The organism is Arminella tubonensis (assembly GCF_003240585.1).
Lineage (GTDB): Bacteria > Pseudomonadota > Alphaproteobacteria > Rhizobiales > Rhizobiaceae > Rhizobium > Rhizobium tubonense.
In genome coordinates, this window is sequence record NZ_PCDP01000002.1 from 22,316 (window position 1) to 46,323 (window position 24,008).

The 24,008-nt window shown below is 58.8% G+C and carries 23 protein-coding genes and 6 pseudogenes; 15 read left to right on the forward strand and 14 right to left on the reverse strand.

Translation table 11 applies throughout. The annotated features are described in order from the left end of the window. Positions 1-303: 303 nt before the first annotated feature. The 4 genes and pseudogenes from CPY51_RS03450 to CPY51_RS03465 all read right to left on the reverse strand — a co-directional run bounded on the left by CPY51_RS03450 (position 304) and on the right by CPY51_RS03465 (position 3,452). On the reverse strand, positions 304-663 hold the full coding sequence (locus CPY51_RS03450) for a hypothetical protein (RefSeq protein ID WP_111158679.1): 360 nt from the start codon (positions 661-663) through the stop codon (positions 304-306). Continuing rightward, positions 663-1,448 (reverse strand): annotated as a pseudogene (locus CPY51_RS03455) (divalent metal cation transporter). The gene CPY51_RS03450 and the pseudogene CPY51_RS03455 overlap by 1 nt, the downstream one beginning before the upstream one ends. After that, complete coding sequence (locus CPY51_RS33970) at positions 1,409-2,020, reverse strand: CGNR zinc finger domain-containing protein (protein WP_420820664.1); 612 nt, start codon at positions 2,018-2,020, stop codon at positions 1,409-1,411. The pseudogene CPY51_RS03455 and the gene CPY51_RS33970 overlap by 40 nt, the downstream one beginning before the upstream one ends. A 676-nt stretch (positions 2,021-2,696) precedes the next feature. Further along, a complete protein-coding gene (locus CPY51_RS03465; protein ID WP_111158680.1) occupies positions 2,697-3,452 on the reverse strand; it encodes an SDR family NAD(P)-dependent oxidoreductase in 756 nt (251 codons plus the stop codon). Between the two features lie 213 nt (positions 3,453-3,665). On the opposite strand from CPY51_RS03465, the gene CPY51_RS03470 reads away from it, so the two are divergent. From CPY51_RS03470 to CPY51_RS03495, 6 genes are all read left to right on the forward strand, one after another. Next, on the forward strand, positions 3,666-4,253 hold the full coding sequence (locus CPY51_RS03470; protein ID WP_111158681.1) for a L,D-transpeptidase: 588 nt from the start codon (positions 3,666-3,668) through the stop codon (positions 4,251-4,253). A 162-nt stretch (positions 4,254-4,415) separates the two neighbouring features. Next, positions 4,416-4,538, forward strand: a complete 123-nt coding sequence (locus CPY51_RS33065; RefSeq protein WP_111158682.1) for an ABC transporter — start codon at positions 4,416-4,418, stop codon at positions 4,536-4,538. A 153-nt stretch (positions 4,539-4,691) separates the two neighbouring features. After that, positions 4,692-5,276, forward strand: a complete 585-nt coding sequence (locus CPY51_RS03480; protein ID WP_111158683.1) for a hypothetical protein — start codon at positions 4,692-4,694, stop codon at positions 5,274-5,276. A gap of 73 nt (positions 5,277-5,349) precedes the next feature. Then, positions 5,350-5,943: a protein-S-isoprenylcysteine O-methyltransferase gene (locus CPY51_RS03485; RefSeq protein ID WP_111158762.1), complete on the forward strand. Its 594-nt coding sequence runs from the start codon at positions 5,350-5,352 to the stop codon at positions 5,941-5,943. A 10-nt stretch (positions 5,944-5,953) separates the two neighbouring features. Continuing rightward, positions 5,954-6,739 (forward strand): hypothetical protein, encoded by a 786-nt coding sequence (locus CPY51_RS03490; protein WP_111158684.1) that lies wholly within the window; start codon positions 5,954-5,956, stop codon positions 6,737-6,739. Beyond that, positions 6,736-7,569, forward strand: coding sequence for an SDR family NAD(P)-dependent oxidoreductase (locus CPY51_RS03495; protein ID WP_111158685.1), 834 nt, complete (start codon positions 6,736-6,738; stop codon positions 7,567-7,569). Before CPY51_RS03490 ends, CPY51_RS03495 begins: the two co-directional genes overlap by 4 nt. A 706-nt stretch (positions 7,570-8,275) precedes the next feature. Here CPY51_RS03495 and CPY51_RS03500 read toward each other — a convergent pair. Further along, a pseudogene (locus tag CPY51_RS03500) lies at positions 8,276-8,644 on the reverse strand (exonuclease/endonuclease/phosphatase family protein); the annotation flags it as partial. Between CPY51_RS03500 and CPY51_RS03505 the strand changes: the two are divergent. Further along, positions 8,643-9,153 (forward strand): annotated as a pseudogene (locus CPY51_RS03505) (efflux RND transporter permease subunit); the annotation flags it as partial. The pseudogenes CPY51_RS03500 and CPY51_RS03505 sit on opposite strands and share 2 nt — an antisense overlap. 76 nt (positions 9,154-9,229) lie before the next feature. Here the strand turns inward: CPY51_RS03505 and CPY51_RS03510 are convergent. Next, positions 9,230-9,748 (reverse strand): DUF6428 family protein, encoded by a 519-nt coding sequence (locus CPY51_RS03510; RefSeq protein ID WP_111158686.1) that lies wholly within the window; start codon positions 9,746-9,748, stop codon positions 9,230-9,232. 42 nt (positions 9,749-9,790) lie between these two features. On the opposite strand from CPY51_RS03510, the gene CPY51_RS03515 reads away from it, so the two are divergent. The 7 genes and pseudogenes from CPY51_RS03515 to arsK all read left to right on the forward strand — a co-directional run bounded on the left by CPY51_RS03515 (position 9,791) and on the right by arsK (position 14,554). Next, a complete protein-coding gene (locus CPY51_RS03515) occupies positions 9,791-10,147 on the forward strand; it encodes an ArsR/SmtB family transcription factor (RefSeq protein ID WP_111158687.1) in 357 nt (118 codons plus the stop codon). Continuing rightward, a pseudogene (locus CPY51_RS33070) lies at positions 10,144-10,650 on the forward strand (arsenate reductase ArsC); the annotation flags it as partial. The gene CPY51_RS03515 and the pseudogene CPY51_RS33070, both read left to right, overlap by 4 nt. 45 nt (positions 10,651-10,695) lie before the next feature. Beyond that, positions 10,696-11,085, forward strand: a pseudogene (gene arsN2 / locus CPY51_RS33075) (arsenic resistance N-acetyltransferase ArsN2); the annotation flags it as partial. Between the two features lie 5 nt (positions 11,086-11,090). Further along, positions 11,091-12,164 (forward strand): ACR3 family arsenite efflux transporter, encoded by a 1,074-nt coding sequence (gene arsB, locus CPY51_RS03525; RefSeq protein WP_111158688.1) that lies wholly within the window; start codon positions 11,091-11,093, stop codon positions 12,162-12,164. After that, positions 12,161-12,589, forward strand: coding sequence for an arsenate reductase (glutaredoxin) (gene arsC / locus CPY51_RS03530; protein ID WP_195909417.1), 429 nt, complete (start codon positions 12,161-12,163; stop codon positions 12,587-12,589). The genes arsB and arsC overlap by 4 nt, the downstream gene beginning before the upstream one ends. Beyond that, positions 12,564-13,289, forward strand: a complete 726-nt coding sequence (gene arsH, locus CPY51_RS03535; RefSeq protein WP_244598430.1) for an arsenical resistance protein ArsH — start codon at positions 12,564-12,566, stop codon at positions 13,287-13,289. The genes arsC and arsH overlap by 26 nt, the downstream gene beginning before the upstream one ends. Further along, on the forward strand, positions 13,286-14,554 hold the full coding sequence (arsK, locus tag CPY51_RS03540) for an arsenite efflux MFS transporter ArsK (RefSeq protein WP_111158691.1): 1,269 nt from the start codon (positions 13,286-13,288) through the stop codon (positions 14,552-14,554). Before arsH ends, arsK begins: the two co-directional genes overlap by 4 nt. A 446-nt stretch (positions 14,555-15,000) precedes the next feature. On the opposite strand, the gene CPY51_RS03545 is transcribed toward arsK, so the two are convergent. Genes CPY51_RS03545 through CPY51_RS03555 form a run of 3 tightly spaced genes read right to left on the reverse strand, consistent with a single transcriptional unit; the run spans position 15,001 to position 16,191 of the window. Further along, positions 15,001-15,219 (reverse strand): hypothetical protein, encoded by a 219-nt coding sequence (locus tag CPY51_RS03545; protein ID WP_111158692.1) that lies wholly within the window; start codon positions 15,217-15,219, stop codon positions 15,001-15,003. Beyond that, positions 15,212-16,015, reverse strand: coding sequence for an exodeoxyribonuclease III (xth, locus tag CPY51_RS03550; protein ID WP_111158693.1), 804 nt, complete (start codon positions 16,013-16,015; stop codon positions 15,212-15,214). Before xth ends, CPY51_RS03545 begins: the two co-directional genes overlap by 8 nt. After that, positions 16,012-16,191, reverse strand: coding sequence for a hypothetical protein (locus CPY51_RS03555; RefSeq protein ID WP_111158694.1), 180 nt, complete (start codon positions 16,189-16,191; stop codon positions 16,012-16,014). The genes xth and CPY51_RS03555 overlap by 4 nt, the downstream gene beginning before the upstream one ends. Positions 16,192-16,540: 349 nt before the next feature. Between CPY51_RS03555 and CPY51_RS33080 the strand changes: the two are divergent. Further along, positions 16,541-16,857: pseudogene (locus CPY51_RS33080) on the forward strand (hypothetical protein). 7 nt (positions 16,858-16,864) lie between these two features. On the opposite strand, the gene CPY51_RS03565 reads toward CPY51_RS33080, so the two are convergent. The 5 genes from CPY51_RS03565 to CPY51_RS03585 are packed head-to-tail and all read right to left on the reverse strand — an operon-like array spanning position 16,865 to position 23,667. Further along, positions 16,865-17,509, reverse strand: a complete 645-nt coding sequence (locus CPY51_RS03565; RefSeq protein WP_111158695.1) for an SOS response-associated peptidase — start codon at positions 17,507-17,509, stop codon at positions 16,865-16,867. Positions 17,510-17,537: 28 nt separating this feature from the next. Beyond that, positions 17,538-18,203 (reverse strand): SOS response-associated peptidase family protein, encoded by a 666-nt coding sequence (locus CPY51_RS03570; RefSeq protein ID WP_111158696.1) that lies wholly within the window; start codon positions 18,201-18,203, stop codon positions 17,538-17,540. Positions 18,204-18,213: 10 nt separating this feature from the next. Beyond that, positions 18,214-21,480, reverse strand: a complete 3,267-nt coding sequence (locus CPY51_RS03575) for an error-prone DNA polymerase (protein WP_111158697.1) — start codon at positions 21,478-21,480, stop codon at positions 18,214-18,216. Next, complete coding sequence (locus tag CPY51_RS03580) at positions 21,477-22,991, reverse strand: Y-family DNA polymerase (protein ID WP_195909408.1); 1,515 nt, start codon at positions 22,989-22,991, stop codon at positions 21,477-21,479. Before CPY51_RS03580 ends, CPY51_RS03575 begins: the two co-directional genes overlap by 4 nt. After that, positions 22,909-23,667 carry an ImuA family protein gene (locus CPY51_RS03585; RefSeq protein WP_111158699.1) on the reverse strand — a complete coding sequence of 253 codons (759 nt, stop codon included), beginning with the start codon at positions 23,665-23,667 and terminating at the stop codon, positions 22,909-22,911. The genes CPY51_RS03580 and CPY51_RS03585 overlap by 83 nt, the downstream gene beginning before the upstream one ends. Positions 23,668-24,008 lie beyond the last annotated feature (341 nt).

Below are 24,008 nucleotides of genomic sequence, written 5' to 3' on the forward strand. Positions count from 1 at the left end.
AACTCTTGCTCCCTGCAGAGCAACTGCAATTTTTGTTGCGATAGATCTAGTTGGTCCCAGCGCACCCTATATCCGCCATGCCGAGCTCGCAGTCGTAAGAATCGCAGAATTTCACTTCCGATGGCCGAGGCGGATAGCCGCTCAAGCAAAGCATATCCGCCAACGCGGAATTCCGTGATGATGAGATCGCCGTCTCCCTCCCGCTTCACGGCGCGCCGCCCTCTTCAATACGGCCTATGGACTTTCCGGCCTTGGAAATCACTGCTTTCCCGATCAACAATTCGATTTTGATCTCAGGCATGGTCATGCTCCTGGAATCCTTCCTATCAATCGATCGCGCAGCCAATCCTGCCAATCGAAAACGTCCGTCTCCCGAACGTCCACTTTCAACTCAACGTTCAGGCGAACCTCCTTGACCTCGCTCCAGAGGAAACGGTGAGGCTCCGAATGCTTGACGCCGCCGAGCTTCGTCGCCATCCTTCTCGTCCAGCGCTCGGGCCATGGGCCGAGGCGGCGAGCCATTGCAATGGAACCAATCTCGATCCCGATTATCCGCGGCGGCCTATCCGGCCGAAGCTCAGCAAGGATGCTGTCGACCTTTCCCATCTTCACGCCGTTTCGATCGACCAGCTGCTTGTCCAGGACGTCACGAACCAAATCCATCAGCTACCTCCAACTATCTCAAGGGGGATTGTCACGATCGCTAGCAAAGCCCCCAGAACGATGATGAAGACCGTTGCAAAATTGGAAATAACTCCGTTGCGATCATCGCCCATATATCGCTGATCATTCATCAGAAAAAGAAAGGGGATGACGGTCAGCGGTAGCGTCGCCGCCGTAAGAGCCATGGACAGAATAGTCAGCTTCAGCGGATCAAGTCCAAGGGCGATCGGGACTGCTGCCAGCAGAAGTGCCAATGTGTAAGCGGCACTGAATCCAGAGTCTTCACTCGGTTTTCGACCTTCGCCCCAGTTCCAGCCGAAGCCCTGCGCAACGAGATAGCCCTGCTGCAAGCCAAGCTCCAGGATCGCACCAAAGCAAGCGATCCCGAGCGATGCGACGAACAGCGTGTATCCTCAATGGCCAAATACCGGGATGAGCATCGTTGGAAGCTGGTGGTAGTCTATCACGTGGTTGACGCCATTTGGTGCCAGTATAAGCGCCGCGGTAATCAGCACGCCGACCGAGATCGTCCCTCTGAAGCTCGTGCCGAGACCGGCGATGGCGCGATTGACGCCGAGGTAGCTACGATCCCACTTATCTTCGATCGCGCCTGACGAGTAAAATAAGAAAAGGTAGGGTGAAATCGATGCGCCGAGAATGCTGACGACCATAAACCAGTATGTGAGGTGGTCATGGCGCGGCAGGCTTGGCACTGCACCGGCGGCCAACATCCTCGAATTGGGCTTTAGCAATATCGCAGAGGCAACAAAGCATAGCGTGACCATTCCGAGGATCGATACGCCCCAAAAGATCCTCTATTTCGCCGGAGCTGATCAAGGCTTTCGGTAGCTGGTCGTCGAAACCTATCTGGCGCTGGAGACCACCTGCGAAATGGACAACGCGCCGAACGAACATATTTCATGGTGTAGCTTGTCGCGCCGGCTCGCTTGCCGTGAAGCGAGATCGCTTGGAAACGTAGACCTTGAATTTTCCATGGACCCACAACCGATAGAACACCGCCGTTTGATGGCGTGTCCTTCGGGTTCTGTGTTTTGACTGCACCGGCGCCGATCGCGTGAGTGCCTTCCTGTCCGCAGGACAAAGTCTCCTTCGGTGCCAATCCTATAAGGGCCTGCGCCACGGTCTTTGATACGCACCTACGCAAGTCGCTTTTCGGAGTAGCGTTGAGGACGGCGAAGTTTTGCCCGGTCATCCCGTGATCATTCGGCTTGCAACGCCCGGAACTTGCGCACTCTTCATGCGATCCGCATGTTTTGTCCGAGCACCATCGCCTGGGACCGCCGCAAGACTGGTCCAGGAAAAGCCAGCCGCAATTTCGACCTTGGCACGCCCGCACGGGGCGGCGTTCGTCTCGCGACGTCAGTAACTCGGCGGCCAACGCGGCGATACGGTTGCTGATCGCATCCAAGTCCTTGGCGTCCGCGCGACGCCACGCGATATTGCCTGCAACGCGGCCGAGTGTTTGTTGCGACAGCCCACGTCGAGCATGTCGGCAACGACCTCGAGATCGTCCTGGCTGCTCCAGGGCTTACCAGACTCAGACAGGAAGAGGCGGCAGAGGGCCTCCCGCAATTGGCTCGACCGAGTTCAGCAACACTATTCAGACGCCGATCGGTTGGCCTTGACGACTAAAATATCGCGTTCTTTGTCGTCGATCACATCGCAGCGAGTGGCCCAGACGGGCGTGCACAAGTGAGCATTCGGTCAAAAACAGCGCCGGTCGTCTCAATGGCCAGATCCGAATAACGCCACTGGCCACCATGTGTCGCTCGGCACTTTACGGCCCAATCAGCCAGCGTTCCTCCGTCAACCAAGGCTGCCACGGTGGCGAGACCTGCTTCGTATTCTGGGCCGCTCGCCACTTCGAACTTCATCTCGCCGATGTGGTGGCGCATGGCGGCCTTATGTTTAGGTGGCATCGCGTATCAATTGCGAGGATTTCGATCTCGGCGGCTTCATGCCAAACCATTGAACTTTGATCCCTGCATCAATGCCCTTCCCAAACCCTTTCTTCAATGAGCGGTATAGGCCCCGTCCACCAAATAGTGCGCCCCAGTGATAAAACTGGCCTGGTCCGACAAGAGGAAACACACAAGAGCCGCGACCTCTTCCGGTTTTCCACGCCTACCCATTGGTTGGAGAGATGCCATGCGTCGCGTACTTGCTGCCTCGAGATGCTCGGACAAAAGTGGCGTTTCGATCCAGCCGGGACCGACGGCATTTATGCGTATACCCACTCTCGCATACTCCATCGCAGCGACTTTCGTCAGTCCAACAACCCCGTGCTTGGTTGCTGTGTATGCCGCCGCGGTGGGCAATCCAACGGAGCCAAGAGCGGAAGACATGTTCACGATTGCGCCGCCGCCCAGCTTAAGCATCGCGCCGATCTCGCACTTCATGCAATAGAAAATGCCATTTAGATTGACGTTCATCAGCTTATGCCAATTGTCGAGCGGATAGTCTGCGACCGCTGCGCGAACCCCATCGATTCCGGCATTATTGACGGCTAGGTCCAAGCCCCCACAGGTCTCGACAGCAAAATCAACAAGCTTCTGCACGCCATCACTATCACTGACATCGACGATAAATTCTCGGGCACGGCCCCCCTCTGACCGGATCGCAGAGGCAATCTTTATCGCTGCGTCTGCGTCAATATCGGCAACCACAACCTCAGCGCCCTCGTCCGCGAGTTGTCGCGAAACCGCGGCGCCAATTCCGGAACCTGCGCCGGTTACGATCGCGACTTTTCCTTCCAGGCAAAGCTTCATCGTTTGGGTCCTTGTTGATATGCTACTATTCGATCAGAGCGAGATGGTTGATGCAAGAAACTTCGGGGATGAACGAAAACGATAGTATTGCGCGTCTTTAGACGTTGCCCGCGTGGCAGGCTCATCAGTCCGCCGAGGTGGTTATCATTGTCAAAAAGCGCTGCGATGTTGAGTGGAATAAACGGGACTGACTGAATTACTTGGTAGGTGGAAATGGACAAACACCAAATTACACGCCGGGGGCTCATGCTAGGTAGCCTGACTTTGATGCTTTCAGAATGTACTTCGGACGATCGGCCGCCGCTGGGCTACGTATTTGCTATGGATCCGGATGTCGATCCCCGCTATCGGCGACAGGAGGTCGCGTATACGGGAAGCGAACCACCCGGAACCATCGTCGTTGATACAGCAAGCCGCTACCTTTACTTCGTGGAGGCGGATGGCAAGGCCACACGCTACGGCGTTGCCGTCGGAGAGGAAGGATTGAGTTTCAAGGGCGAGGCCACCATCGGCCGCAAGGCCGAGTGGCCTTCGTGGAAGCCCACCAACGACATGATTGAGCGTAAGCCCCGGCTGGCGCAATATGCCGATGGCGTGCCGGGAGGGCCGCTCAACCCTCTCGGAGCAGCGGCCCTTTATCTCTACCAAGGCGGACAAGATACCATGTTCCGGTTACATGGAACGAATGCTCCCTGGTCGATAGGCCATGCCGTATCAAACGGGTGCGTTCGCTTGACGAATGCGAACATACTCGACCTTTACTCTCGTGCTCGCGTGGGCACACGCGTGGCGGTCATCTGAGGGCGTTTACCATTTGAAATCGCAAGGTTGGCTATATATTGCGTATCTGCTAATGTAGAAATGTTGCACGTTGCATCATTTCTAGATTATCCAAAGTGCCGACTTTCGTTAAACTTTGAGGTTAGCCGACGAAAAGCTATCCCATGATGAGGAGAGGACTTCATGCTGATTAGAACTTTAGTCGTGATCGTCGCGATGTTTGCGGTGGCCAATCTAAGCGCTTGCGGGTCGATTGGCAAAGGCAAGGGGAAGGCCCCGCCGCCCGCAGAAGCAGTCTACAAGTAGCATATGGCGTTTGAGTCTGAGGAAGGGTCGCAGGCCCTTCCTCTTCATTACCATCATCTGCCATGCTTGCCCGGTTCGCAACTCACGGGGCAAATGGCATATTTGCTGACTTCAGCCTCGCGCTTGTGAGGGCTTGCATACGGAGCATAGTGAATGGCGCTTGGAAGAAGCGGTTTGTCGCTCGTAGTTATGTTGGCGGTCGTGGCATCGTCGTGCCAGACAGAAGACAAGAGGCCGCTACCGCATTATACGTCGAATGGCAGAGGTTTGGCTCGAACCAATGCGGCAGAAGACAAATCTAATCGACATTTCATCGAATTCCGCTCGCGCTATGCGCTGACCTATGGCCACACCTATGTCATTTTTGGGCGTACGGATAAGAACGGAAACATGATCAATCCCGAAGTCGCAGGACTTGCCCCAGCTTCGGCCGATGCCGCGCCCTATATCATAGGCCACTTCGTACCTGTTCCAGCCACAACCGGAGCAACAGACGGCGACCTGGAAGAGCAGTACAGGTCGGCAAGCTGGCGCGTGATGCTCACCGACGAGGAATATAGCGACACAGTAGCGTATATTCGAAAGCTGCAGGCCACCTCTCATCTCTGGGACGCGTCAATTTACAATTGCAACGCTTTCGTGGCGAATATCGCGCGGCACATGGGCTATAACCCTCCCAGCATTTGGCTTCGGCCGCAGCAATTCATTACAACCCTCCGTGAGACGAATGCGGGTTGATTGCGCGTGGGTATCCAAGACACGCTTTGAGAACGCGAAAGTCAGATCATAGAAAGGTTCTGGTGACTTGATTTTGAACTTATCAGTAGCCGCCGTCAGCGAGGTCGTCTGGGTTCTCGGAATTGTTGCATGGTGCATCATTCGATACCCATTTGAGCGACGTGCAAAGCGCGTGCCGATCGTCAGCAACCGCCGTACCGGTTCGGAGGCGGTCGGGCTTGCGGCAGCGCTCGCCGGGCTTGCGATCGTACCGGGATTCTACGTGGCGACAAGCTGGCCGGCAGCGGCCGACTATGCACCTCGTTTGTGGGCCATTGTGATCGGAACAATACTCTTGTGCGCCGCAATGTGGGTCTTTCGAAGAACCCACAAGCAATTAGGACGAAACTGGTCGATTACGCTGGAGATCCGCAAGCAGCACGAATTGATATGCGCTGGCCCGTACTCTCTAGTCCGCCACCCCATGTACACGTCATTCCTCCTGATGGGGCTTTCACAAGCATTTCTGCTGTCGAACTGGGTGGCAGGCATGGCGGGCCTGATCGGCTTCGGGGTTCTATTCATCGTAAGGGTGGACAAGGAAGAGCGTATGATGTTGGAAGTCTTCGGCCCGCGCTACCGCGCATATATGGCAAAGACCAAGCGCATCATCCCGTATCTTTACTAGAGGTGGCACGATGAGAGGCCGAACGATCAAGCTTTCGGCATCACGACGACTTGTCGCAGATCTGATGAGATTCTCAATCGGGGTGCCACGTGTGACAGTTCAACGGCAAATGAACCTTCGGCCCCTCTTGGATGCACGATGCTTACCCGACGCCCGGCCGTCCTGGACTGTGCTTTTCTTAAAGGGATACGCCCTGCTCTCTCAAGAAATCCCCGACCTGCGACGCGCTTACATCAAGTTTCCAAGACCGCAGCTTTACGAACATCCGGCAAGCGTGGCCTCGATCGCCCACGAGCGCGAGCATGACGGCGAGCGCGTCGTTCTGCTGAGCACCATCAACGAACCCGAGCAACGCTCGATCCCCCAGCTGGTGACACTGATCCATGCTGCGAGGTCACTTCCGGTTTTGGAGATCAAGGAGTTTCGGCGCTCTCTGGAGCTTGCTCGCGCGCCTGCGCCTGTTAGGTGGCTGATCATGTGGCTCGGGCTCAATCTCGGGCGGAAGCGTGCTCGCTATTTCGGCACGTTTCAATTGTCTGTCTATTCCGGCCTCGGGGCTGAGTCTCTCAACCCCCTCACCCCACTGACCACGCTGCTCAACTACGGTCCAATCGGCAAGGATGGATCGGTTGCGGTCCGCATCCACTACGACCACAGGGTCATGGATGGAGCAAATGTCGCACGGGCATTGGAACGGTTCGAAAGGATCTTGAACGGCGAGGTCGCCGGCGAAGTAAAAAGCCTCGCCCAGAGCGAGACGCCTGCCAGTCTGCCGGCGGTAGGGAGATCGAAATGACCATGAAAGATGAGCTTCGTTCATCCGTTGTCGTGGTCGGTGCTTCACGCGGCATCGGACGAGCAATCGCCAAGGTTGCCGCCCGAGAACACAATGTCGTCGTGCTCGTCGCGCGCTCGCCTGAAGGCCTCGCTGCTGCGGCGGTCGACGTCCAGCAGGCCGGCGGTGAGGCGTTCACGCTGGAGCTGGATCTCATTTCAGCCGATGCCTCGGCGCGTCTTGAGGCTTTTCTTACCGCAAACGATTTGGTCTGCGGCGTCCTTGTCAATAGTGCTGGGTATGGTCTTCGCGGTGCAGCAACGTTACTCCCCGTCAACGATCAGCTTGGGATCATCGATCTCAATATTCGCGCCCTGGCCGACATGACCCTTCGCTTCCTGCCTGGAATGCTGGCTCGCGGACGGGGCGGCGTGATCAATCTCGGCTCCGTAGCGGGTCTCGTTCCCGGGCCGTACATGGCTTTGTATTACGCAAGCAAGGGTTTCGTGCGCTCTTTTTCGGACGCGCTCCATCAGGAGGTATACCGCTTTGGCGTTACCGTGACATGTGTCGCCCCGGGACCGGTATCCACCGAATTTCTTGAAAGGTCCGGCGCGAACCGGACGGCTCTTTTCAAGATATTGCCCACGCTGGACGCAGAATATGTCGCTGAGCGTGCCTGGAGCGGTTTCAAATCCGGCCATCGCCGCGTGGTTCCTGGCATTTCAGCCAAGTTGATCACTCTTGTCGCCGCGCTTTTGCCGACTGCAACTATTCTCCCCCTGATCGGTCGCCTGCAGCGCAGGAGCAAAGATCCATGTCCTGCCGATGCTCAAGGAATATTGCCGTAGTCGGCCCCGGGGCACGAACCAAGCCAAAGATCAGTGCATGTCGATGAGGGGTGGAGGGTAAGCAAAAATAGTATAATTCACGGCCTTGACGGTTTTCTGATCCATAGGTCGATGGTGTGATAGTGGCGACTGCGAGGTTGCTAAGCGTCGTTCCCGGGAGCAGGCGTCGCCGTCCGGGTGCCGATCAGACGCTCGATATGGCCGTCAAAGCGGGGCACACCGAGCGGTCAACCGACGCACCACAATGGGTCTGCTATTGGTGCCGTGGGCAAGCGGACCTAAGCACGAGATGATCTGACGACAGTCAACAGGCCGCGGATCTCTTCTTTTCTTGGAAGGCAAAGGCAGTATAAGATCGTCGGCAAGAGTAGGGGCTATTCTGTGGAACAACGCCAAAGGAAATTGGCATGTTCCAGAACATTTCCCCTGACCACTCCGACCTGCTGGGAAACAGCGGAGCCGCCTGTATGCGCTTTTTCGAAGCAGACGGCGTTTCGTATATTCCGCGCAGTAATTCCTAGCGGCAGCTTAAAGGATTTCGCCCTGATCTAAGCCAGGGCATTGTGCCGCGCTTGCGCTGCAGAGCAAAGGGTTGCGACAGTTGTTTCGCTTCGGCCCTATCGTCTATTCGGCGCCCAGCGAAAGAGGTTCGGTCGACGTCTTGAGGTGGATGATCATACTGATCTCTACCTGGGCGATCTTTTGACTATGTGTTCATTGAGGCATTGCTTTTCCTTCGCTTAATCTGCTTATCGGATAGCTCGATCCACACCGGTGCATGATCGCTGCTATGCTCCCAGCCGCGCACGTGTTTGTCGACCTTGGCTTTGGCCAGTCGCTCAACAAGGTCGGGACTGAGCAGGAAGTGGTCAAGCCTCAATCCCGCGTCGTGTCCATAGGCGTTACGGAACTAGTCCGAGAACGTGTAAATACGCTCCCCCGGATGCATCTCCCGAATCGCATCTGCCCAGCCCTGATCGACAAGGTTTCGGTAGGCTTCGCGGACCTCGATGCGAAACAGGGCGTCGTCTGTCCACCGCTCCGGCTTGTAGACGTCGAGTTCCGTCGGGGCGATAATCGTCATGCTGTCCCTGCGTTCGCGCTGGTCGGCGGCATCTGGCTGATGTGGTGGATGGGCTTCAACGCCTCGGTGGCTGTTGCGGTCGGCTTCATCGCCCTCGCCGGGGTAGCGGCAGAAACAGGGGTAATCATGCTGATCTATCTCGACCATGCCATGAAGGAGCAGCGAAAAGCCTGCGAAAGGGAAGGCCGTGCCTTCTCGAAGCTGGACCTCAATCGAGCGATCATGGTCGGCGCGGTTGAGCGCGTTCGGCCCAAGATGATGACCATTGTCGCCATCATGACGGGACTGGTGCCGATCCTTTTAGGACAGGGACAGGTTCCGAGATCATGCAGCGCATAGCCGTGCCGATGATCGGCGGCATGGTGTCGTCGACGTTGCTGACGCTGGTCGTCATTCCGGCGGTCTATGGGCTCATAAAGGGATGGCGGCTGCCACCTGTGACTGCGGCCGATCAATCCATCACCGAGGGCGACGAACGCAGTCTCCGGGCTGCCGAGTAACATCCTGGCCGGCGTCGTTACGCGGCTCCGGCCGTGCCCCCTCTGCGTTTGTGATCTTGGCCATCAGCAAACGCCGCTAGCCGCAGCATGCACGCTTTCCAGCCGACGGGCTGCCGCAAGATGACGCCTGTTGCTCGGCGAGCCAGCGATCACGCGGCTTGCAGCTGGCCGGCCGCGGTGACAGCTCGACGTGCAAGGCGCCGTCACGAAGCGTCGGCATAGCGGCGCAATATAGTGACATCGGCCGCACGCCATCGCTGACCTCAAATGTTAGCTTCGCCGATTCGTCCAGCTTCACATGCTCCGACACCTTGCGGATGATGGCCGAGAACTTGCCGCCCGGCATATGCGTTCGGCCGTCCTCATCGATGTCCCACAGCTGCACGAAAATCTCCGACCAAGCTTCCGAATTGGCACCGCAGTCGAGCGCGGAAAAATGTCCGGCCTTGACCTCCGTCACATGGTAGCCCGTCTTCACCGGGCGCCCATCGAAGTGGAACACCAGCGGCAGATCCTTGGCGCCGGCCAGCGTGTCGAGAAGCAAACCGAGGCTGATGTCTTCAGATGGAATTTTGCTGTTGTCGATCACAGCCATCTGCGGTAGTCCTCGTTTCAATACTTAAAGGATGATTGAAATATGGATCAACGTCAAGCCCTCGGCGCCTTCGCTGCCCTCTCTCAGGAGACCCGCCTGCAGATCGTGCGCTTGCTCGTCGTCGCGGGCCCCGATGGTATGGCCGCCGGTGCGTTGGCCGAGAAAGTCGAGGTCTCGCCGTCAAACATCTCCTTCCATCTGAAGGAGCTCGAGCATTCCGGGCTGATTGCCGCGCAGCGGCAGTCGCGCTCGATCATCTACACCGCGAACTACGAAGCACTGGGCGGCCTCGTACGCTTCCTGATGGAGGATTGCTGCTCCGGACACCCTGAAATCTGCGCGCCAGCCGCCGAGGTTGCCGCCTGCTGCGCTCCGACAGCCAAGGAGAACCTGCAATGACCGCCGATCGCATTTATAATGTGCTCTTTCTCTGCACGGGCAATTCCGCACGCTCAATCCTGGCGGAATCCATCCTCAACGCCGAAGGAAAGGGGCACTTTCGCGCCTACTCGGCCGGCAGCCATCCGAAAGGAACGGTAAATCCCTGGGCGCTGAAAACGCTGGACGCGCTTGACTATCCCGCGACCGGGTTCAGCTCGAAAAGCTGGGACGTCTTTGCCGAGCCCGGCGCTCCGCAGATGGACTTCATCTTTACCGTCTGTGACAACGCGGCAGGCGAAGCCTGCCCGGTCTGGCTTGGCCATCCGATGACCGCCCATTGGGGTGTCGAGGATCCTGCTGCGGTAGAGGGTGCCGATATTGACGTTGGCCGTGCCTTTGCCCTGGCGGCACGCTACCTCAAGAACCGCATTACCCTCTTCATCAATTTGCCGATTACGTCGATCGACAAGCTGGCACTGGAAACGCAACTCCGTCAGATCGGTAGGACCGAAGGCGCCACCTCGCTGGCGCTCCTTCCGATCACCGGACATGAAGACGAACTGCGCAGCGCTCTCGAAAACGCTGACCTTCCAACTGATGACCTTGACGACGCAGGGCGAACATTCTTCCGGATTGCCCGTGGCGTCGATACGGTGGGCTATGGTGGATATGAGTTGCATGGTGACAATGCGCTGTTGCGATCGGTAGTGATCACGCCGGCCAACCGCCACAAGGGGCTCGGCCGTCGGGCTACCGACCTCCTCCTACGACGCGCCTATGCGGATGGCGCTCGTACTGGCTATCTTCTGACCACGACCGCCGCTCCCTTCTTCGAAACCCTCGGCTTCAAACCGATTGACCGTGCGACTGCGCCGGCCGCGATCTTGCAGACCCGTCAGGCGGCGAGCCTCTGCCCGGCCTCGGCAGCACTGCTTGCCAAACCACTGCAGGGATAACGACTATGTCTACATTTGAACGCTATCTGACGGTGTGGGTGTTTTTGTGCATCGTTGCCGGCATTGCTCTCGGCCACCTGATGCCGGACGTCTTCCACGTGATCGGAGCGGCTGAAGTCGCCAAGGTCAACATTCCTGTCGCGGTGCTGATCTGGCTGATGATCATACCGATGCTGATCAAGATCGACTTTGCGGCCCTGGGCCAGGTCGGCAGGCATTGGCGCGGTATTGGTGTGACGCTCTTCGTCAACTGGGCAGTCAAGCCCTTCTCGATGGCACTGCTCGGTTGGCTGTTCATTGGCTACCTGTTCAGGCCAATGCTGCCAGAGGTGCAGATCGCCAGCTATATCGCTGGACTGATTATCCTTGCCGCGGCACCGTGCACAGCGATGGTGTTCGTCTGGTCGAACCTGACCAAGGGCGAACCACTATTCACGCTATCCCAGGTCGCACTGAATGACGCCATCATGGTGTTGGCCTTCGCGCCGATCGTCGGCCTGCTGCTTGGCCTTTCGGCTATCACAGTGCCGTGGGCAACACTGGTGTTCTCGGTCGTGCTCTACATCATTCTGCCGGTGATTGCCGCGCAGATCCTGCGCCGCAGCATGCTCACGTCCGGAGCGACAGCGTCCCTTGATCGCCTGCTCAAGACACTGCAGCCTCTGTCCCTGGTGGCGCTCCTAGCTACGCTGGTGCTGCTGTTCGGATTCCAGGGCGAGCAGATCATCGCCCAGCCGACCATCATCGCCTTGCTGGCCGTCCCAATTCTTATCCAGGTCTACTTCAACTCCGGCCTCGCCTATCTGCTCAACCGCATCAGCGGCGAGGAGCATTGCATCGCCGGTCCGTCGGCCTTGATCGGCGCCTCGAACTTCTTCGAATTGGCGGTCGCAGCTGCGATCAGCCTGTTCGGCTTCAACTCCGGCGCCGCTCTTGCAACGGTCGTCGGCGTCCTCATCGAGGTGCCGGTGATGTTGTCGGTCGTCTGGATCATCAACCGCAGCAAGGGCTGGTACGAGCGCGGCGCCGCCGTGCAGGCAAACTCTCATTCCAATCCCGAAGCCATTGAAAGGGTCTGATCATGGACGCCACCATCTACCACAATTTGGATTGCGGCACGTCGCGCAACACGCTGGCGATGATCCAGAATGCCGGTATCGAACCCACGGTGATCGAGTATCTGAAGAACCCGCCGTCACGCGACCAGCTTGTCAGGATGATCACTGACGCCGGCCTGGCCGTGCGCCAGGCGATCCGCGAAAAGGGCACGCCTTATGCGGAATTGGGGTTGGACGACACGTCCTTGACCGATGATCAGTTGCTCGACGCCATGCTAAAGGACCCGATCCTGATCAACCGACCGTTCGTCGTCACGCCGCTGGGCACAAGGCTTGCCCGTCCATCCGAGGTCGTCCTGGAAATCCTGCCGGAAACGCATAAGGGCGCCTTCACGAAGGAGGATGGCGAAAAGGTACTCGATAGCGAGGGCAAGCGCGTTGTCTGATTTGCCTGCCGCGTCAAAAGAACATCTCGAGCTTCCCGATCTGGCTGCGTTGCGCCCAGCGCTCTCGACCCACAAGCCCCGCATCCTGATCCTTTACGGCTCACTGAGGCAAGTATCTTACAGCCGCTTGCTCGCGCTTGAGGCTGGTCGGCTGCTCGAACACTTTGGCTGCGAGGTCCGGATCTTCGACCCGGAAGGCCTCCCTCTTCCTGACGGTGCTCCGATAACGCATCCAAAGGTACAGGAACTGCGCGAGCTATCGACCTGGTCGGAAGGCCAGGTCTGGGTGAGCCCCGAGCGCCATGGCGCCATGACCGGCATCATGAAGGCGCAGATTGACTGGATTCCGCTGTCGGTCGGATCGGTCCGGCCGACGCAGGGCAAGACGCTGGCTGTGATGCAAGTCTCGGGTGGATCGCAGTCGTTCAATGCCATCAACCAGCTTCGGGTTCTTGGGCGCTGGATGCGGATGATCACGATCCCCAACCAGTCTTCGGTCGCCAAAGCGTTCCAGGAATTCGATGCAGACGGTCGCATGAAACCGTCCTCCTACTACGATCGCGTCGTCGATGTCTGTGAGGAGCTGGTGAAGTTCACTCTGCTGACACGGGATGTGTCTTTCTATCTCACCGATCGCTACAGCGAACGGAAAGAGGATGCTGAAAAGCTCGAACAGCGCGTGAGCCTGAAATCTATATGACGGAACGTCCACCGGTCGTCGCCATTCTCGCCCTCGGCCTTACTCAGATCATCGGTTACGGCACCCTCTACTACAGCTTCAGCATCCTCGCGCCAGACATGGCCCGGGGTCTGAACTGGTCGACGGAATGGATCTTCGGCGCGCTTTCGGCGGCACTTCTCCTGGGCGGACTGAGCGCGCCGTGGCTGGGCAGGGCGATCGACCACTTCGGCGCGGGCCGCGTGATGACGGCTGGGTCCGTCATTGCCGCTCTTGCCCTGATCGCCTGCGCTTTCGCGCCCGGCAAGATTGCCTTCGTCGTTGCGTTGATCGTGATCGAGATCGCCGCAAACTTGGTACAGTATGGCGCATCCTTCGCGCTGCTGGTGCAGATTCGGCCGCAGACCGCCCAACGGAGCATCACCTATCTGACCCTAATCGCCGGTTTTGCTTCAACAATCTTCTGGCCGATCACCACAGCGCTTTCTGCCCATCTGTCGTGGCAGAACATCTATCTAGTGTTCGCCGGGCTCAATCTCCTCATCTGCCTGCCTCTCCATGCCTGGTTGTCCCATGGTCTTGCCAAGGGTCGGCGACAGGAACAGAACGGGTCGGTACACGGCGTGGAAGGTGTTCTCAGCCCGGAAGTCAGACGCCTTGGGTTTATCCTAATGGTCGCCGGCTTCTCGTTGCAGTCGCTCGTCAGCGCGGCGGTGTTAGTCCATATGGTTCCGCTGTTGTCGGGCCTCGGTCTGGGCGCCACGGCCGCCATGGTCGGCACGCTGTTCGGCCCGTCGCAGGTTTTGAGCCGCTTCACGAATATGGTGCTCGGCGGCAATCTCCCGCCACTGGCTTTGGCGACGATCGCCGCCGTGCTAATCCCCGGTGGCGTGCTGATCTTGATCCTCACAGCGCCCTCTGTGATCGGAGCGATGGTTTTTGCCATCGTCTTCGGTCTGGGCAACGGCCTGTTCAGCATCGTCACCGGCACTCTGCCATTGATGCTGTTTGGCAGCGAGGGATACGGCAGGCTTCAGGGCAAGGTCATGGCCGCGAGGCTGATCGTCTCTGCGGCCGCACCGTTTGCCCTGGCATCAGCCATGGCCAATATCGGCGCGACCTGGTCACTCGCGATCACAACGGGGCTCGGCGCACTCGCAGTTCTGGCGTTCCTTGGGATCGGCCGACTAACGAACCTCCGCGGTCACCTCGGCGGCGCAGCCATAGAGGTCGCAGTAGCTGCAAACCCCCTGCGGGTTGACCGTCCAAGGTCGGGATTGGATTAGGGATGCCAGACAAGAGAGCTGGGTTCGGAAACGCCATTGGTTGGAGCGGATTGGTATTCGATCTCGTCGCAATGAACCTCGTCCGGATCAGCCGGAGTGCAATTTCTCGGAACTAGGGGAAGGTAGAGAACTGCTTCGTCTTCCAATGCGAGACTTCGGCACAGCCGCAACATTCGATTTGTCAGCAGGGTGATCATCGATTGCATCAGGGGCAACGGAGCGCAGGTGAAACGCTGTCATAGGGTTTAGGTACAACGAACGGGCCGCTGGCCAAATAGGCCCCGATGCGATACTTTGAAACTATCAATTCCTGTCAATTTTGGATTGACAAATATAGCGAATGTTAAAGTCAGCTTGATATTTACTTTGAATTTGTGCCACAATGTCTATTATTAATGAACAATCGACGCCCAAGCTAAAGCACGGGCGGGACACAAGATTCCGACTCAGGTACTTGCTGCCGGCCAGTCATTTGCCGGCTCTTCGATAGCATCTTCGGACACATCGTCTGCAGGGTCGGGATCACGTTCATTCGCAATCCGCAAGCGCTCGATTTCTTCGATCGTGGCTTTAAAGACATCGGCCTGCTTGGCTCCGGAAACGCCAGCTTGGTCCAGCAGGCTTTCCAAGCCATTGCGCAGTTCGTCCCGCCAGTCATTACTCATTTCGTTTTCTCCGCTTGATCTTTTTATCGGATAGCTCGATGCACACCGGTGCATGATCGCTGGTATGCTCCCAGCCGCGCACGTGTTTGTCGACCTCGGCCTTGACCAGTCGTTCGGCCAGGTCGGGACTGAGCAGGAAATGGTCGAGCCTCAAGCCCGCGTCCCGTCCATAGGCGTTACGGAAATAGTCCCAGAAGGTGTAGAGGCGCTCTCCGGGATGCATTTCGCGAAGTGCATCCGTCCAGCCTTGAGTTACAAGGTTTCGGAAGGCTTCGCGCACCTCCGTGCGGAACAGGGCGTCGTCTATCCAACGCTCAGGCTTGTAGACGTCCAATTCCGTCGGCATGACGTTATAGTCACCCACCAGGACGACGGGTACCTCTAGCGCCAGCAATTCGGCAGCATAATCGTGCAGACGCTGAAACCAACGAAGCTTGTAGTCGAACTTCGGGCCGGGATAGGGATTGCCATTCGGAAGATAGAGGCCGCCAATCACCACGCCATCCACGATGGCCTCGATAAACCGGCTCTGCTCATCTTCTGGCTCCCCCGGAAGGCCTTTTCGCGTCAGATGCGGCTCCTGCCCTCGCGCGAGGATGGCGACGCCGTTCCACGATTTCTGACCGTGCCAGATGGCGCCATAACCGGAAGCTTCGATCGCCTTGATGGGGAACTTGGCATCCGGCGCCTTTAGCTCCTGGAGAACGACAACGTCTGGCTTCGCCTCGTCCAGCCACCGGAGCAGGACGTCGAGGCGGCCGTTTACGCCATTGACGTTGTAGGTGGAGATTTTCACTTGGACTTGTGGTCGCCCTTGTCGCCCTCGCCGGGCTTGGCGTCGTTTTTTGCCTGATGTCGCTTGTCGGCAGAGAGGGATCGGCCGACGTCAACCGATTCCTTAAACTTACCCTCGTCGTCGCGCCGCACATAGCGTTTGTCGGCTCCGGTATCGATGAGTTCGCGCTTCGACATCATGGTCTCCCATTGCTTGTGCACCGAAAACCCACAACAGGCCGAAAAGTTGCAGATCGGTGCCAACGGGCCTTGAAGTGGACTGAGACGACTCTATTACATTAGAGATGGAATACATTCCGGGTCCAAAAACGCTTACCGGACATCCCGATCGTTTTCTAAACTGTCAGGAAGCGATCGCCGACGCATTCAGGCTATTGACTGAGCAAGCGGTGATGGCCGGGTGGGGAGGGACCGAAGTCGCCGGCGCACTGGTGGATATTGCCGACTGCCAACATGCTTTCGCTGGCGTCCAATCTGGAAACAGAGGGGATGATCGACCAAGCGATCAAAGGCGGGCGCTAGGATAATGTCGGACCGATATCCTGATACGCCTGACGGGCGATATTTCGTCGTCCGCGGACGGTTGTGGCGCAAGAGCGATCCAACTCTCGACGAACCCGTTAGGAAGGGACTGGTCAAGGATTTGATGTCTGCAAGAAGGGCCGTTCGCGACGCCAAGGGCGACCCTGGTGCAATTGCAGAAGCCCGACATCTGGTCGATGATGCCAAGGTTGCTCTCGGCGAGCGCGGTCCGCCCTGGTGGGATGATGGCGCTCCGGACTATAACCGGCACATGGCGAAAACACGCCCTTTGCCGACTGGTTCGCCACCCTTGAAAAATAGGCCGGCGTCAAAGCAGCAGAGGCGCCTCGGGTGCAGACTTCTTTTTCGCCCACAGCTCGCTTGTCCGCTCCATCGTCACCAGCTCGGGCGGAAATGTCCGCTTCTGGAACGCCAGTGCCTGATCGAAACTGCCGCGAAGCCATTGCTCGTATTCGTCGCTGCGTAACAAAACGGGCATCCGGTTATGCACGGGTGCGATTGCTTCATTCGCATCCGTCATGACGCCGGAATAAACGGGACCCCACTCGTCGCTGATCCGCCACAGCCCTGCCCAGGCGAAGATCGGCTGGTCCTTCAGCGTAAACCAGGTGCGGGTCATCCTGCCCTTCTCACCCTCGGCTTCTGCAAATCCCGTGACCGGGATCAGGCACCGCCACTGCGGCTTGCGGGCAAGCCCGATCCACATGCCTTTTGCCAGGTCAGCGATGTTGTTGACCGGCTTTGGCCTGGCCTCTGGCTTCATCCCTTTCAAGCGCAGGGGGAAGCCCCACACCATCGAGCGAAGCTCGCGAACCCCCTCATTCTCGGTCACGACCATCCCCGGCGTTCCCGGATAAACTTCTTCGGGAGCGTTCGATTGCATGGGGTTCGGGACGCGGAAGTACGCGGCGACTTCTGCAGCGGAGAGACGGACAGTATACAAGTTGCACATATGGCAAACCTTTCGGCGCAAACGGCGCCTAGATAAGCATGTTGTTCCGACGGGGTGAAGCCTTGGATGGCGAAACGCCGCTTTGCCAGCGATCGCGCGTATGCAGGATTTCAAAATCATCGGATGACGGTGGCTCGCGAAACTGGAAGGCGATGACATCCTCGATCGAACCGTGAAGCCAGCGGTCGTATTCCTCTGGCCTGAGTAGAACGGGCATGCGGTCGTTGAAAGGCCTGATCTTCTCGTTCGCGGTCATGGTCATGCCCGCAAAGACCGGGCCGAAGTCGGGAGTGTTCCTGCAGAACCCCGCCCAGGCCATCAAGGGTTGGCCGTTCAACGAAAACCATGATCTGGTTTTCTCGCCTTTGACACCGTCAGGGTTGGCGAAATGTGTGAGCGGGATCAGGCAGCGGTATTTGGCATCGACGACAATGCGATCCCAGAGCGGGTTTGTCAGGTCGGCAACGAGGCCGATGCGCCCCGGCGGCTCGCCTTCGCGCCGCATGTCGCGTGTCTGTCGCGGAAAGCCCCACGAGATCGACTTCAGCAGGCGCAACCCATCCTTTTCGAGAACGATCAGCCCCTGGGTGCCTTCGACAGTCTCGCTCGGCACCTCGATCGGTGGCGTCATGTCGATCGCAAAATGGGCGACAATCTCATCCAGTCCTTTGGTGACTGCAAACAGGCGCGACACGTCGGTCTCCTCAGTGGAAGTTTCTGGATTTGATCTTCAAACTATCGATATGGAGGTCAGGAATATAGATGTCGCGCGCCTGCACGACGGGCTTGGGATTGTCCCGAGGATCCGGTCCTCCTCCATGCTTGACCTGATCGCCACGGCCGTGCGGCAGCGGGAACTCGCCCGTCTCTCCATCTCTGTCCCCAACGCTCGACAGGTCGGCCGAAAAATCGAACAGGCGCTGGGCGACGAGGTGGACGACCTCGCCTTCTCGCTGAATGCGGCCATTGATCGCCATCATGCTCGCGGTCATCAGGACCCGCCGCTGGCGTTCGAACAGTGATGGCCAGACGACGGCATTGACGATGCCGGACTCGTCTTCGAGCGTGAGAAACATGACACCCTTTGCCGATCCCGGCCGCTGTCGCACGAGAACCAGGCCAGCCGTCCAAAGCCACTTCCCGTCCCGCTGCCCCATTGCCTCGGCGCAAGTGACGATACCTTTCCGGTCGAGGTCTTTTCGGAGAAACGAGACCGGGTGCGCCCGCAGGGTGAGACCAGTATGCGAGTAGTCCTCGACGACCTCCCTTCCCTCGGTCATCGACTTCAACGCCACTTCAGGTTCCTGCATCTCGGCGATGACTTTGGATTCGCGTTCAGAGGCGGCGGCCCAAAGCTCCAAGGGTTCATCCCGGAGCGCCCTGATGTCCCAGAGTGCCTGCCGCCGCTCCAGTTCCAGCGATGGAAGGAAGGCATCTGCCTCCGCCAGCTTGACCAGCGAGGACGGAGACACACCGGAGCGTCGCCACATGTCATCGGCGGACACGAAAGGCTGCTCTGCGCGCGCCAAGATAATCCGCGCGGCGTCGTTGGTGGTCAGGCCTCTCACGACGCGCATGCCAAGCCTGATGGCAAAGCGGTCGGAATTGTCGATCCGTTCCATGGTGCAGTCCCAGCGGGAGCGGTTGACGCAGACCGGCCGAACTTCGACGCCGTGGTTTCGGGCATCCTGGACGATCTGGGCAACGCTGTAAAATCCCATCGGCTGGCTGTTGAGCAAAGCAGCACAAAAGACATCGGGGTGGTGACACTTCACCCACGAGCTCGCGTAAGCGATCAGCGCAAAGCTTGCGGCGTGGCTTTCGGGAAAGCCATAGGAGCCGAAGCCTTCTAGCTGAGTGAATGTCTTTTCGGCGAATTCGCGAGTGTAGCCGTTCGTGACCATGCCCTCGACGAGCTTGTCCTTGAACTTGCTCACCCCACCCGTGAACTTGAAGGTGGCCATAGCGCGTCGCAACTGGTCGGCCTCACCTGCGGTAAAGCCCGCGCAGGTCATCGCCACCTTCATCGCGCTCTCCTGAAAAAGCGGGACGCCAAGCGTCTTGCCGAGAACGGCCTCGAGCTCGGGCGTCGGGTACTCAACCTTCTCCTTGCCCTCGCGCCGCCGAAGATAAGGATGGACCATGTCGCCCTGGATGGGTCCCGGTCGGACGATGGCCACCTGGACGACGAGATCGTAAAATGTTCGAGGCTTCAGCCGCGGCAGCATCGCCATCTGGGCGCGGCTTTCGATCTGGAACGTGCCGAGCGTGTCGGCCTTGCGGATCATCGCGTAGGTGGCAGGATCCTCCTGCTCGACATCGGACAAGCCCATGGGGATATTTTTGTGGTCCCGCAACAGCTCGAACGATTTTGCCATGCAGGTCAGCATTCCGAGCGCAAGCACGTCGACCTTCATAAATTTCAACGCCTCGATATCGTCCTTGTCCCACTCCACAACCTGGCGGTCCTTCATGCTTGCCGGTTCGATCGGCACCAGATCGTCCAGCCTGTCCTGCGTCAGAACGAAGCCGCCCGGGTGTTGGCCAAGATGGCGGGGGGCGCCCATCAGCTGGGCAGCAAGGTCCAGCGCCAGCTTCAGGCGGTAGTCGGCGGTGTTCATGTTATTCTCTTTGAGCTGCTTCTCGCCGACGCCTTCAGACCAGCCCCAGACGCCGGAAGAAAGCTGCGTAATGAGATCTTCAGGCAGCCCCAAGGCTTTGCCGACGTCGCGCAGCGCGCCCTTTGCGCGGTATCGGGTGACGGTGGAGCAAAGCGCCGAGCGCGAGCGTCCATAGGTCTCGTAAATCCATTGGATGACCTCCTCGCGACGGGCGTGTTCGAAGTCAACGTCGATGTCCGGTGGCTCGTCACGTTCCATTGAGACGAAACGCTCAAACAGCAAATCACCGGTTTCAGGGTTGATGCTGGTGATACCGAGGCAATAACAAACCGCCGAGTTTGCGGCCGACCCGCGCCCCTGGCACAGGATTCCTTGAGACCGGGCAAACCGGACGATGCTGTAAACTGTCAGGAAGTACGGCGCGTACTTCATCACCCGGATGAGTTCCAGTTCGTGCAGGATCGCCTTGCGGACCTTGTCGGGGATCCCCTCAGGGTATCGCGTTGCGGCGCCTTCCCAGGCAAACTTCGTCAGTGACTGTTGCGCATCAAGACCCGGCACAAGGGCTTCTTCGGGGTACTGATACTGAAGCTCGCTCATGTCGAAACGACAGCGGTCGACGATTTCACGGGTACGCGCCAGCGCTTCCGGATATTCCGAAAACAGCCGGTGCATCTCCTCGGCAGCCTTGAGGAAACGATCAGCATGGCGCTCGCGATCGAAGCCGACACTGTCGATGGTCGTCCGATTGCGAATACAGGTGACAATATCCTGCAACTGCCGGCGGCCGGGATCATGAAACAGGATGTCATTGGTGATGACGGTTTTGACCTTATGACGCGCGGCCATGTTCGACAGATTGTGGAGCCGCAGGCGATCATTCGGGCGACGGCGCAGGCAGAGCGAAACATAGGCCCTGTCGTCGAAGATCGCGGCTATCTTCCTGAGCTGGCCTGCATAGATGTCGTCGGCCTCGTCCGGGACAAGGACAGCAATCAGGCCACCACTATAGGCTTCGACATCCGAGAGATCGAGGATGCACTTGCCCTTGCCGCCCCGGCTCTTGCCGAGCGAAAGCAGGCGGGTCAGTCTCGAATAGGCTGGGCGGTCGGTTGGGTAGACCATGATAGACATACCGTCTGAAAGGTCGAGACGACAGCCGACCACCAGGCGGACGCCCGTGGTCTTTGCCGCCTCCCAGGCGCGCACGATCCCGGCCAGCGAGTTGCGATCGACCACCCCGAGGGCATCGATCCCAAGGGCGAACGCTGCCGCGAACAGTTCCTCCGCCGAACTGGCGCCCCGCAGGAACGAAAAATGTGTGGTGACCTGGAGCTCGGCATATCTCATCCGAACACCCCGTGCAGAAACCAGAGGTGCGAGCCCGTGTCGGTATCCAGGCCGTCGCCGGCGCGGTAAACCCAGTAGCGTTCGCCAGCCTCATCCTCGACGACGAAATAGTCCCGAACAGCGTTGTGTTCCCTCGGACGGACCCACCACTCGCCGAATATGCGCTCCGGCCCGTCTGCTCGTTTCACCCGCCGTCGCTTGCCGCGCCAGGTGAAGACCGCAGGCGGCTGGTCGGGGAGAAGAGCCGTCACGTCGATCCGTTCCGGGTTTGCCAGCAGCCGCGAGGGCCTTGGCCATTTGGCGGCCCATGTCGCGCCGGTCTCGTCGGCCGTCGGACCGATGCGCATCACCGACCGTTCGGGAACGTCGGAGGCGACGGGCGTGACCCGGTAAAGACGCTGACCGCGGTTGCCGAGAATATCCACGAGCGGCGTCACGTCGACCACCTGTTCCTCAATGAGAGACGATGCGACCTGTCGCTCTTCCAGAGGCTCCACGATCAAGGCGACGAGCACGAGCCGTTCGATCCCAAAGCCCGGGTCGATCTTTTCGATACGATCACAGAGAAGCTTTGACAGCCGCGCCGGATCCCGGACCGGTTTTGCCAGCCCGGCCCGAATGCACTGGCGCGTGTTATCGACACGGTGGATGATCAGATCGGAACGTCTGACGCCAAGACCGCGCTCCTCCAGCCTTGAGGTCAGTTCGCCGACCAGGCGACGGACATATTTGGCGATCGTCTCCGCGGCGCCGATCGGCTCTTGAAAGTTCTTCGAAGCCTCGACCAGCTCCGGAGTGCGCAAGGGCTCGATGGGTTCTGCCATCCGCCCAAATATTTGATCCAGCCGCCGGCCGACCTCCGGCCCATATCTCAGCGTCAACGGTGCGCGCGGCATCGCGGAAAGTTCGCCGACAGTCTCGATGCCCATCACCCGCAGTCCATGGATCGTGTCGGGGCCGAGCCGCAGACAGTGGATCGGTAGACGAGTGACTGCCTTCGCAACGCCGCCCACCGGAACGACGGTCGTCTCCGCAGAAGTCATTCGGGTGATCGCATGCGCAGCACCCCAAGTATCGGCGACGGCGGCGCGGGCGGTCAGGCCTCGACCTCTGAGCCCGTTTACCAGCCCGGAAATCAGCAGGCCTTCGCCGCCCTGCAGGTGATCGGCACCTTCGGTATCCATGACGATACCGTCAGCACCATCGACGGCGACGACAGGGCTATATTGCCGGAGCGCCCATAGCGCCAAGCGTTCGAGGGCGGCCGCGTCCGCGCTTGGATCGGCATTGATCATCGTGAGATTGGCGATGATGGCCTGGGCTTTGCTCGCGGGCATGTCGAGCTTGAGGCCAAGCTTTCGCGCGGCGGTGTCGGCGGCAGAGACCCAGCGCTTCGAGCCCGACTTTGAAATGACGACGAGAGGCCTGTCAGCCGGCACGGATCCCTCTCCATGCCGGCGTATCCGGTCGGTTGGCAGATAGGGGAAGTAGACACAGACGACCCTTGGCATCACAGGCTCCTAATTCAAACTCAGCACACTCGCCTGCTTTCACGCGCATCAATTCCGCCAGCCATCTCGGGCGACCAACGCCCGCGACTGGCAACTCCTCCGACGGAAGCACGCTCACCCTCCATCGTGTCGTCGAGGCGGTCGGGTTGCCGAAGTCCGACGCCTCAGTCTGTCGCCGCCACCTGCGGACGACGAGCCCCATGGTCCCGGTTTTTTCAGCCGCCAGCTGAAGTCGCCGGGAAGCCGTCATCGGTAGGCGCACCAGTTCCCCGACCACTGCTGCCAATGCACCAAAGGAGAGCCCCTCTTCCATGGAAGCGAGAACATCCTCCTCCTTGTCGCCTTCGCAGAAGATCACGCGGTCCGGATGCAGGCCTGCCTGTGCGATAGCTGGGAAGAAGAGGTCAGGCCTCGTCAGGCACCAAAGGACCTTGCCCTTTGCGCGCGCGGCAATTCCGGCGGCAAACAGAGCTGCGGCCGCGCCGTCGACTGTACCAGCGCCGCCGCCTGCGATTTCATGCAGAGCCCCGTAGGAAAGTCCCCCACCCGGCAAATGCTCATCGATCTCCCGAACGCCGAACGGCAGCACGGCGGCTTTCTTTGCCGCGCGACACTCCAGATGGGCGATACGGTCTCTCAACTCCTCGATGATGCGAGGGTTAAGGGCGCGCGTCATTGTTCACGGGACCTCCTCGGCTCGGGTTGCACAGGACATCATGTCCCCGAATAGCTACTGTTCCTCTTTTGTTCCGGGTACCTAGAAGAGTCAAGCTGGCTTGGAGATGGTTTTTTAGGCCCCTCTAAAGCGCTATCGGACAAATGATGAGATGAATCAGGCGTCTGGGCATGTTTCAGCCAAGCGACTCGCCGGCTTATTTTTTGGGGTAGGCCTAGGATAGGCACGCCTTGAGGAGCATGGGACCAGCCGCTGCTTTTAAAATGTCCTGAAAACGAAAAAACCTGAGGCTGTCGCAAAGACGACGCCAAGGCTCACACCGTTCTCGTCGAACGCCTCGA

What these genes read in the sequence shown, in the direction of transcription:
- arsK (WP_111158691.1), top strand. Translation starts at nt 13,286, where the DNA reads ATGACGGAACGTCCACCGGTCGTCGCCATTCTCGCCCTCGGCCTTACT.
- CPY51_RS03490 (WP_111158684.1), top strand. Translation starts at nt 5,954, where the DNA reads ATGAGAGGCCGAACGATCAAGCTTTCGGCATCACGACGACTTGTCGCA.
- CPY51_RS03580 (WP_195909408.1), bottom strand. Translation starts at nt 22,991, where the DNA reads ATGCCAAGGGTCGTCTGTGTCTACTTCCCCTATCTGCCAACCGACCGG.
- CPY51_RS03515 (WP_111158687.1), top strand. Translation starts at nt 9,791, where the DNA reads ATGGATCAACGTCAAGCCCTCGGCGCCTTCGCTGCCCTCTCTCAGGAG.
- CPY51_RS03545 (WP_111158692.1), bottom strand. Translation starts at nt 15,219, where the DNA reads ATGAGTAATGACTGGCGGGACGAACTGCGCAATGGCTTGGAAAGCCTG.
- CPY51_RS03465 (WP_111158680.1), bottom strand. Translation starts at nt 3,452, where the DNA reads ATGAAGCTTTGCCTGGAAGGAAAAGTCGCGATCGTAACCGGCGCAGGT.
- CPY51_RS03585 (WP_111158699.1), bottom strand. Translation starts at nt 23,667, where the DNA reads ATGACGCGCGCCCTTAACCCTCGCATCATCGAGGAGTTGAGAGACCGT.
- CPY51_RS03450 (WP_111158679.1), bottom strand. Translation starts at nt 663, where the DNA reads ATGGATTTGGTTCGTGACGTCCTGGACAAGCAGCTGGTCGATCGAAAC.
- CPY51_RS33065 (WP_111158682.1), top strand. Translation starts at nt 4,416, where the DNA reads ATGCTGATTAGAACTTTAGTCGTGATCGTCGCGATGTTTGCGGTGGCC.
- CPY51_RS03575 (WP_111158697.1), bottom strand. Translation starts at nt 21,480, where the DNA reads ATGAGATATGCCGAGCTCCAGGTCACCACACATTTTTCGTTCCTGCGG.
- CPY51_RS03480 (WP_111158683.1), top strand. Translation starts at nt 4,692, where the DNA reads ATGGCGCTTGGAAGAAGCGGTTTGTCGCTCGTAGTTATGTTGGCGGTC.
- CPY51_RS03470 (WP_111158681.1), top strand. Translation starts at nt 3,666, where the DNA reads ATGGACAAACACCAAATTACACGCCGGGGGCTCATGCTAGGTAGCCTG.
- CPY51_RS03495 (WP_111158685.1), top strand. Translation starts at nt 6,736, where the DNA reads ATGACCATGAAAGATGAGCTTCGTTCATCCGTTGTCGTGGTCGGTGCT.
- arsB (WP_111158688.1), top strand. Translation starts at nt 11,091, where the DNA reads ATGTCTACATTTGAACGCTATCTGACGGTGTGGGTGTTTTTGTGCATC.
- CPY51_RS03510 (WP_111158686.1), bottom strand. Translation starts at nt 9,748, where the DNA reads ATGGCTGTGATCGACAACAGCAAAATTCCATCTGAAGACATCAGCCTC.
- CPY51_RS03555 (WP_111158694.1), bottom strand. Translation starts at nt 16,191, where the DNA reads ATGTCGAAGCGCGAACTCATCGATACCGGAGCCGACAAACGCTATGTG.
- CPY51_RS03565 (WP_111158695.1), bottom strand. Translation starts at nt 17,509, where the DNA reads ATGTGCAACTTGTATACTGTCCGTCTCTCCGCTGCAGAAGTCGCCGCG.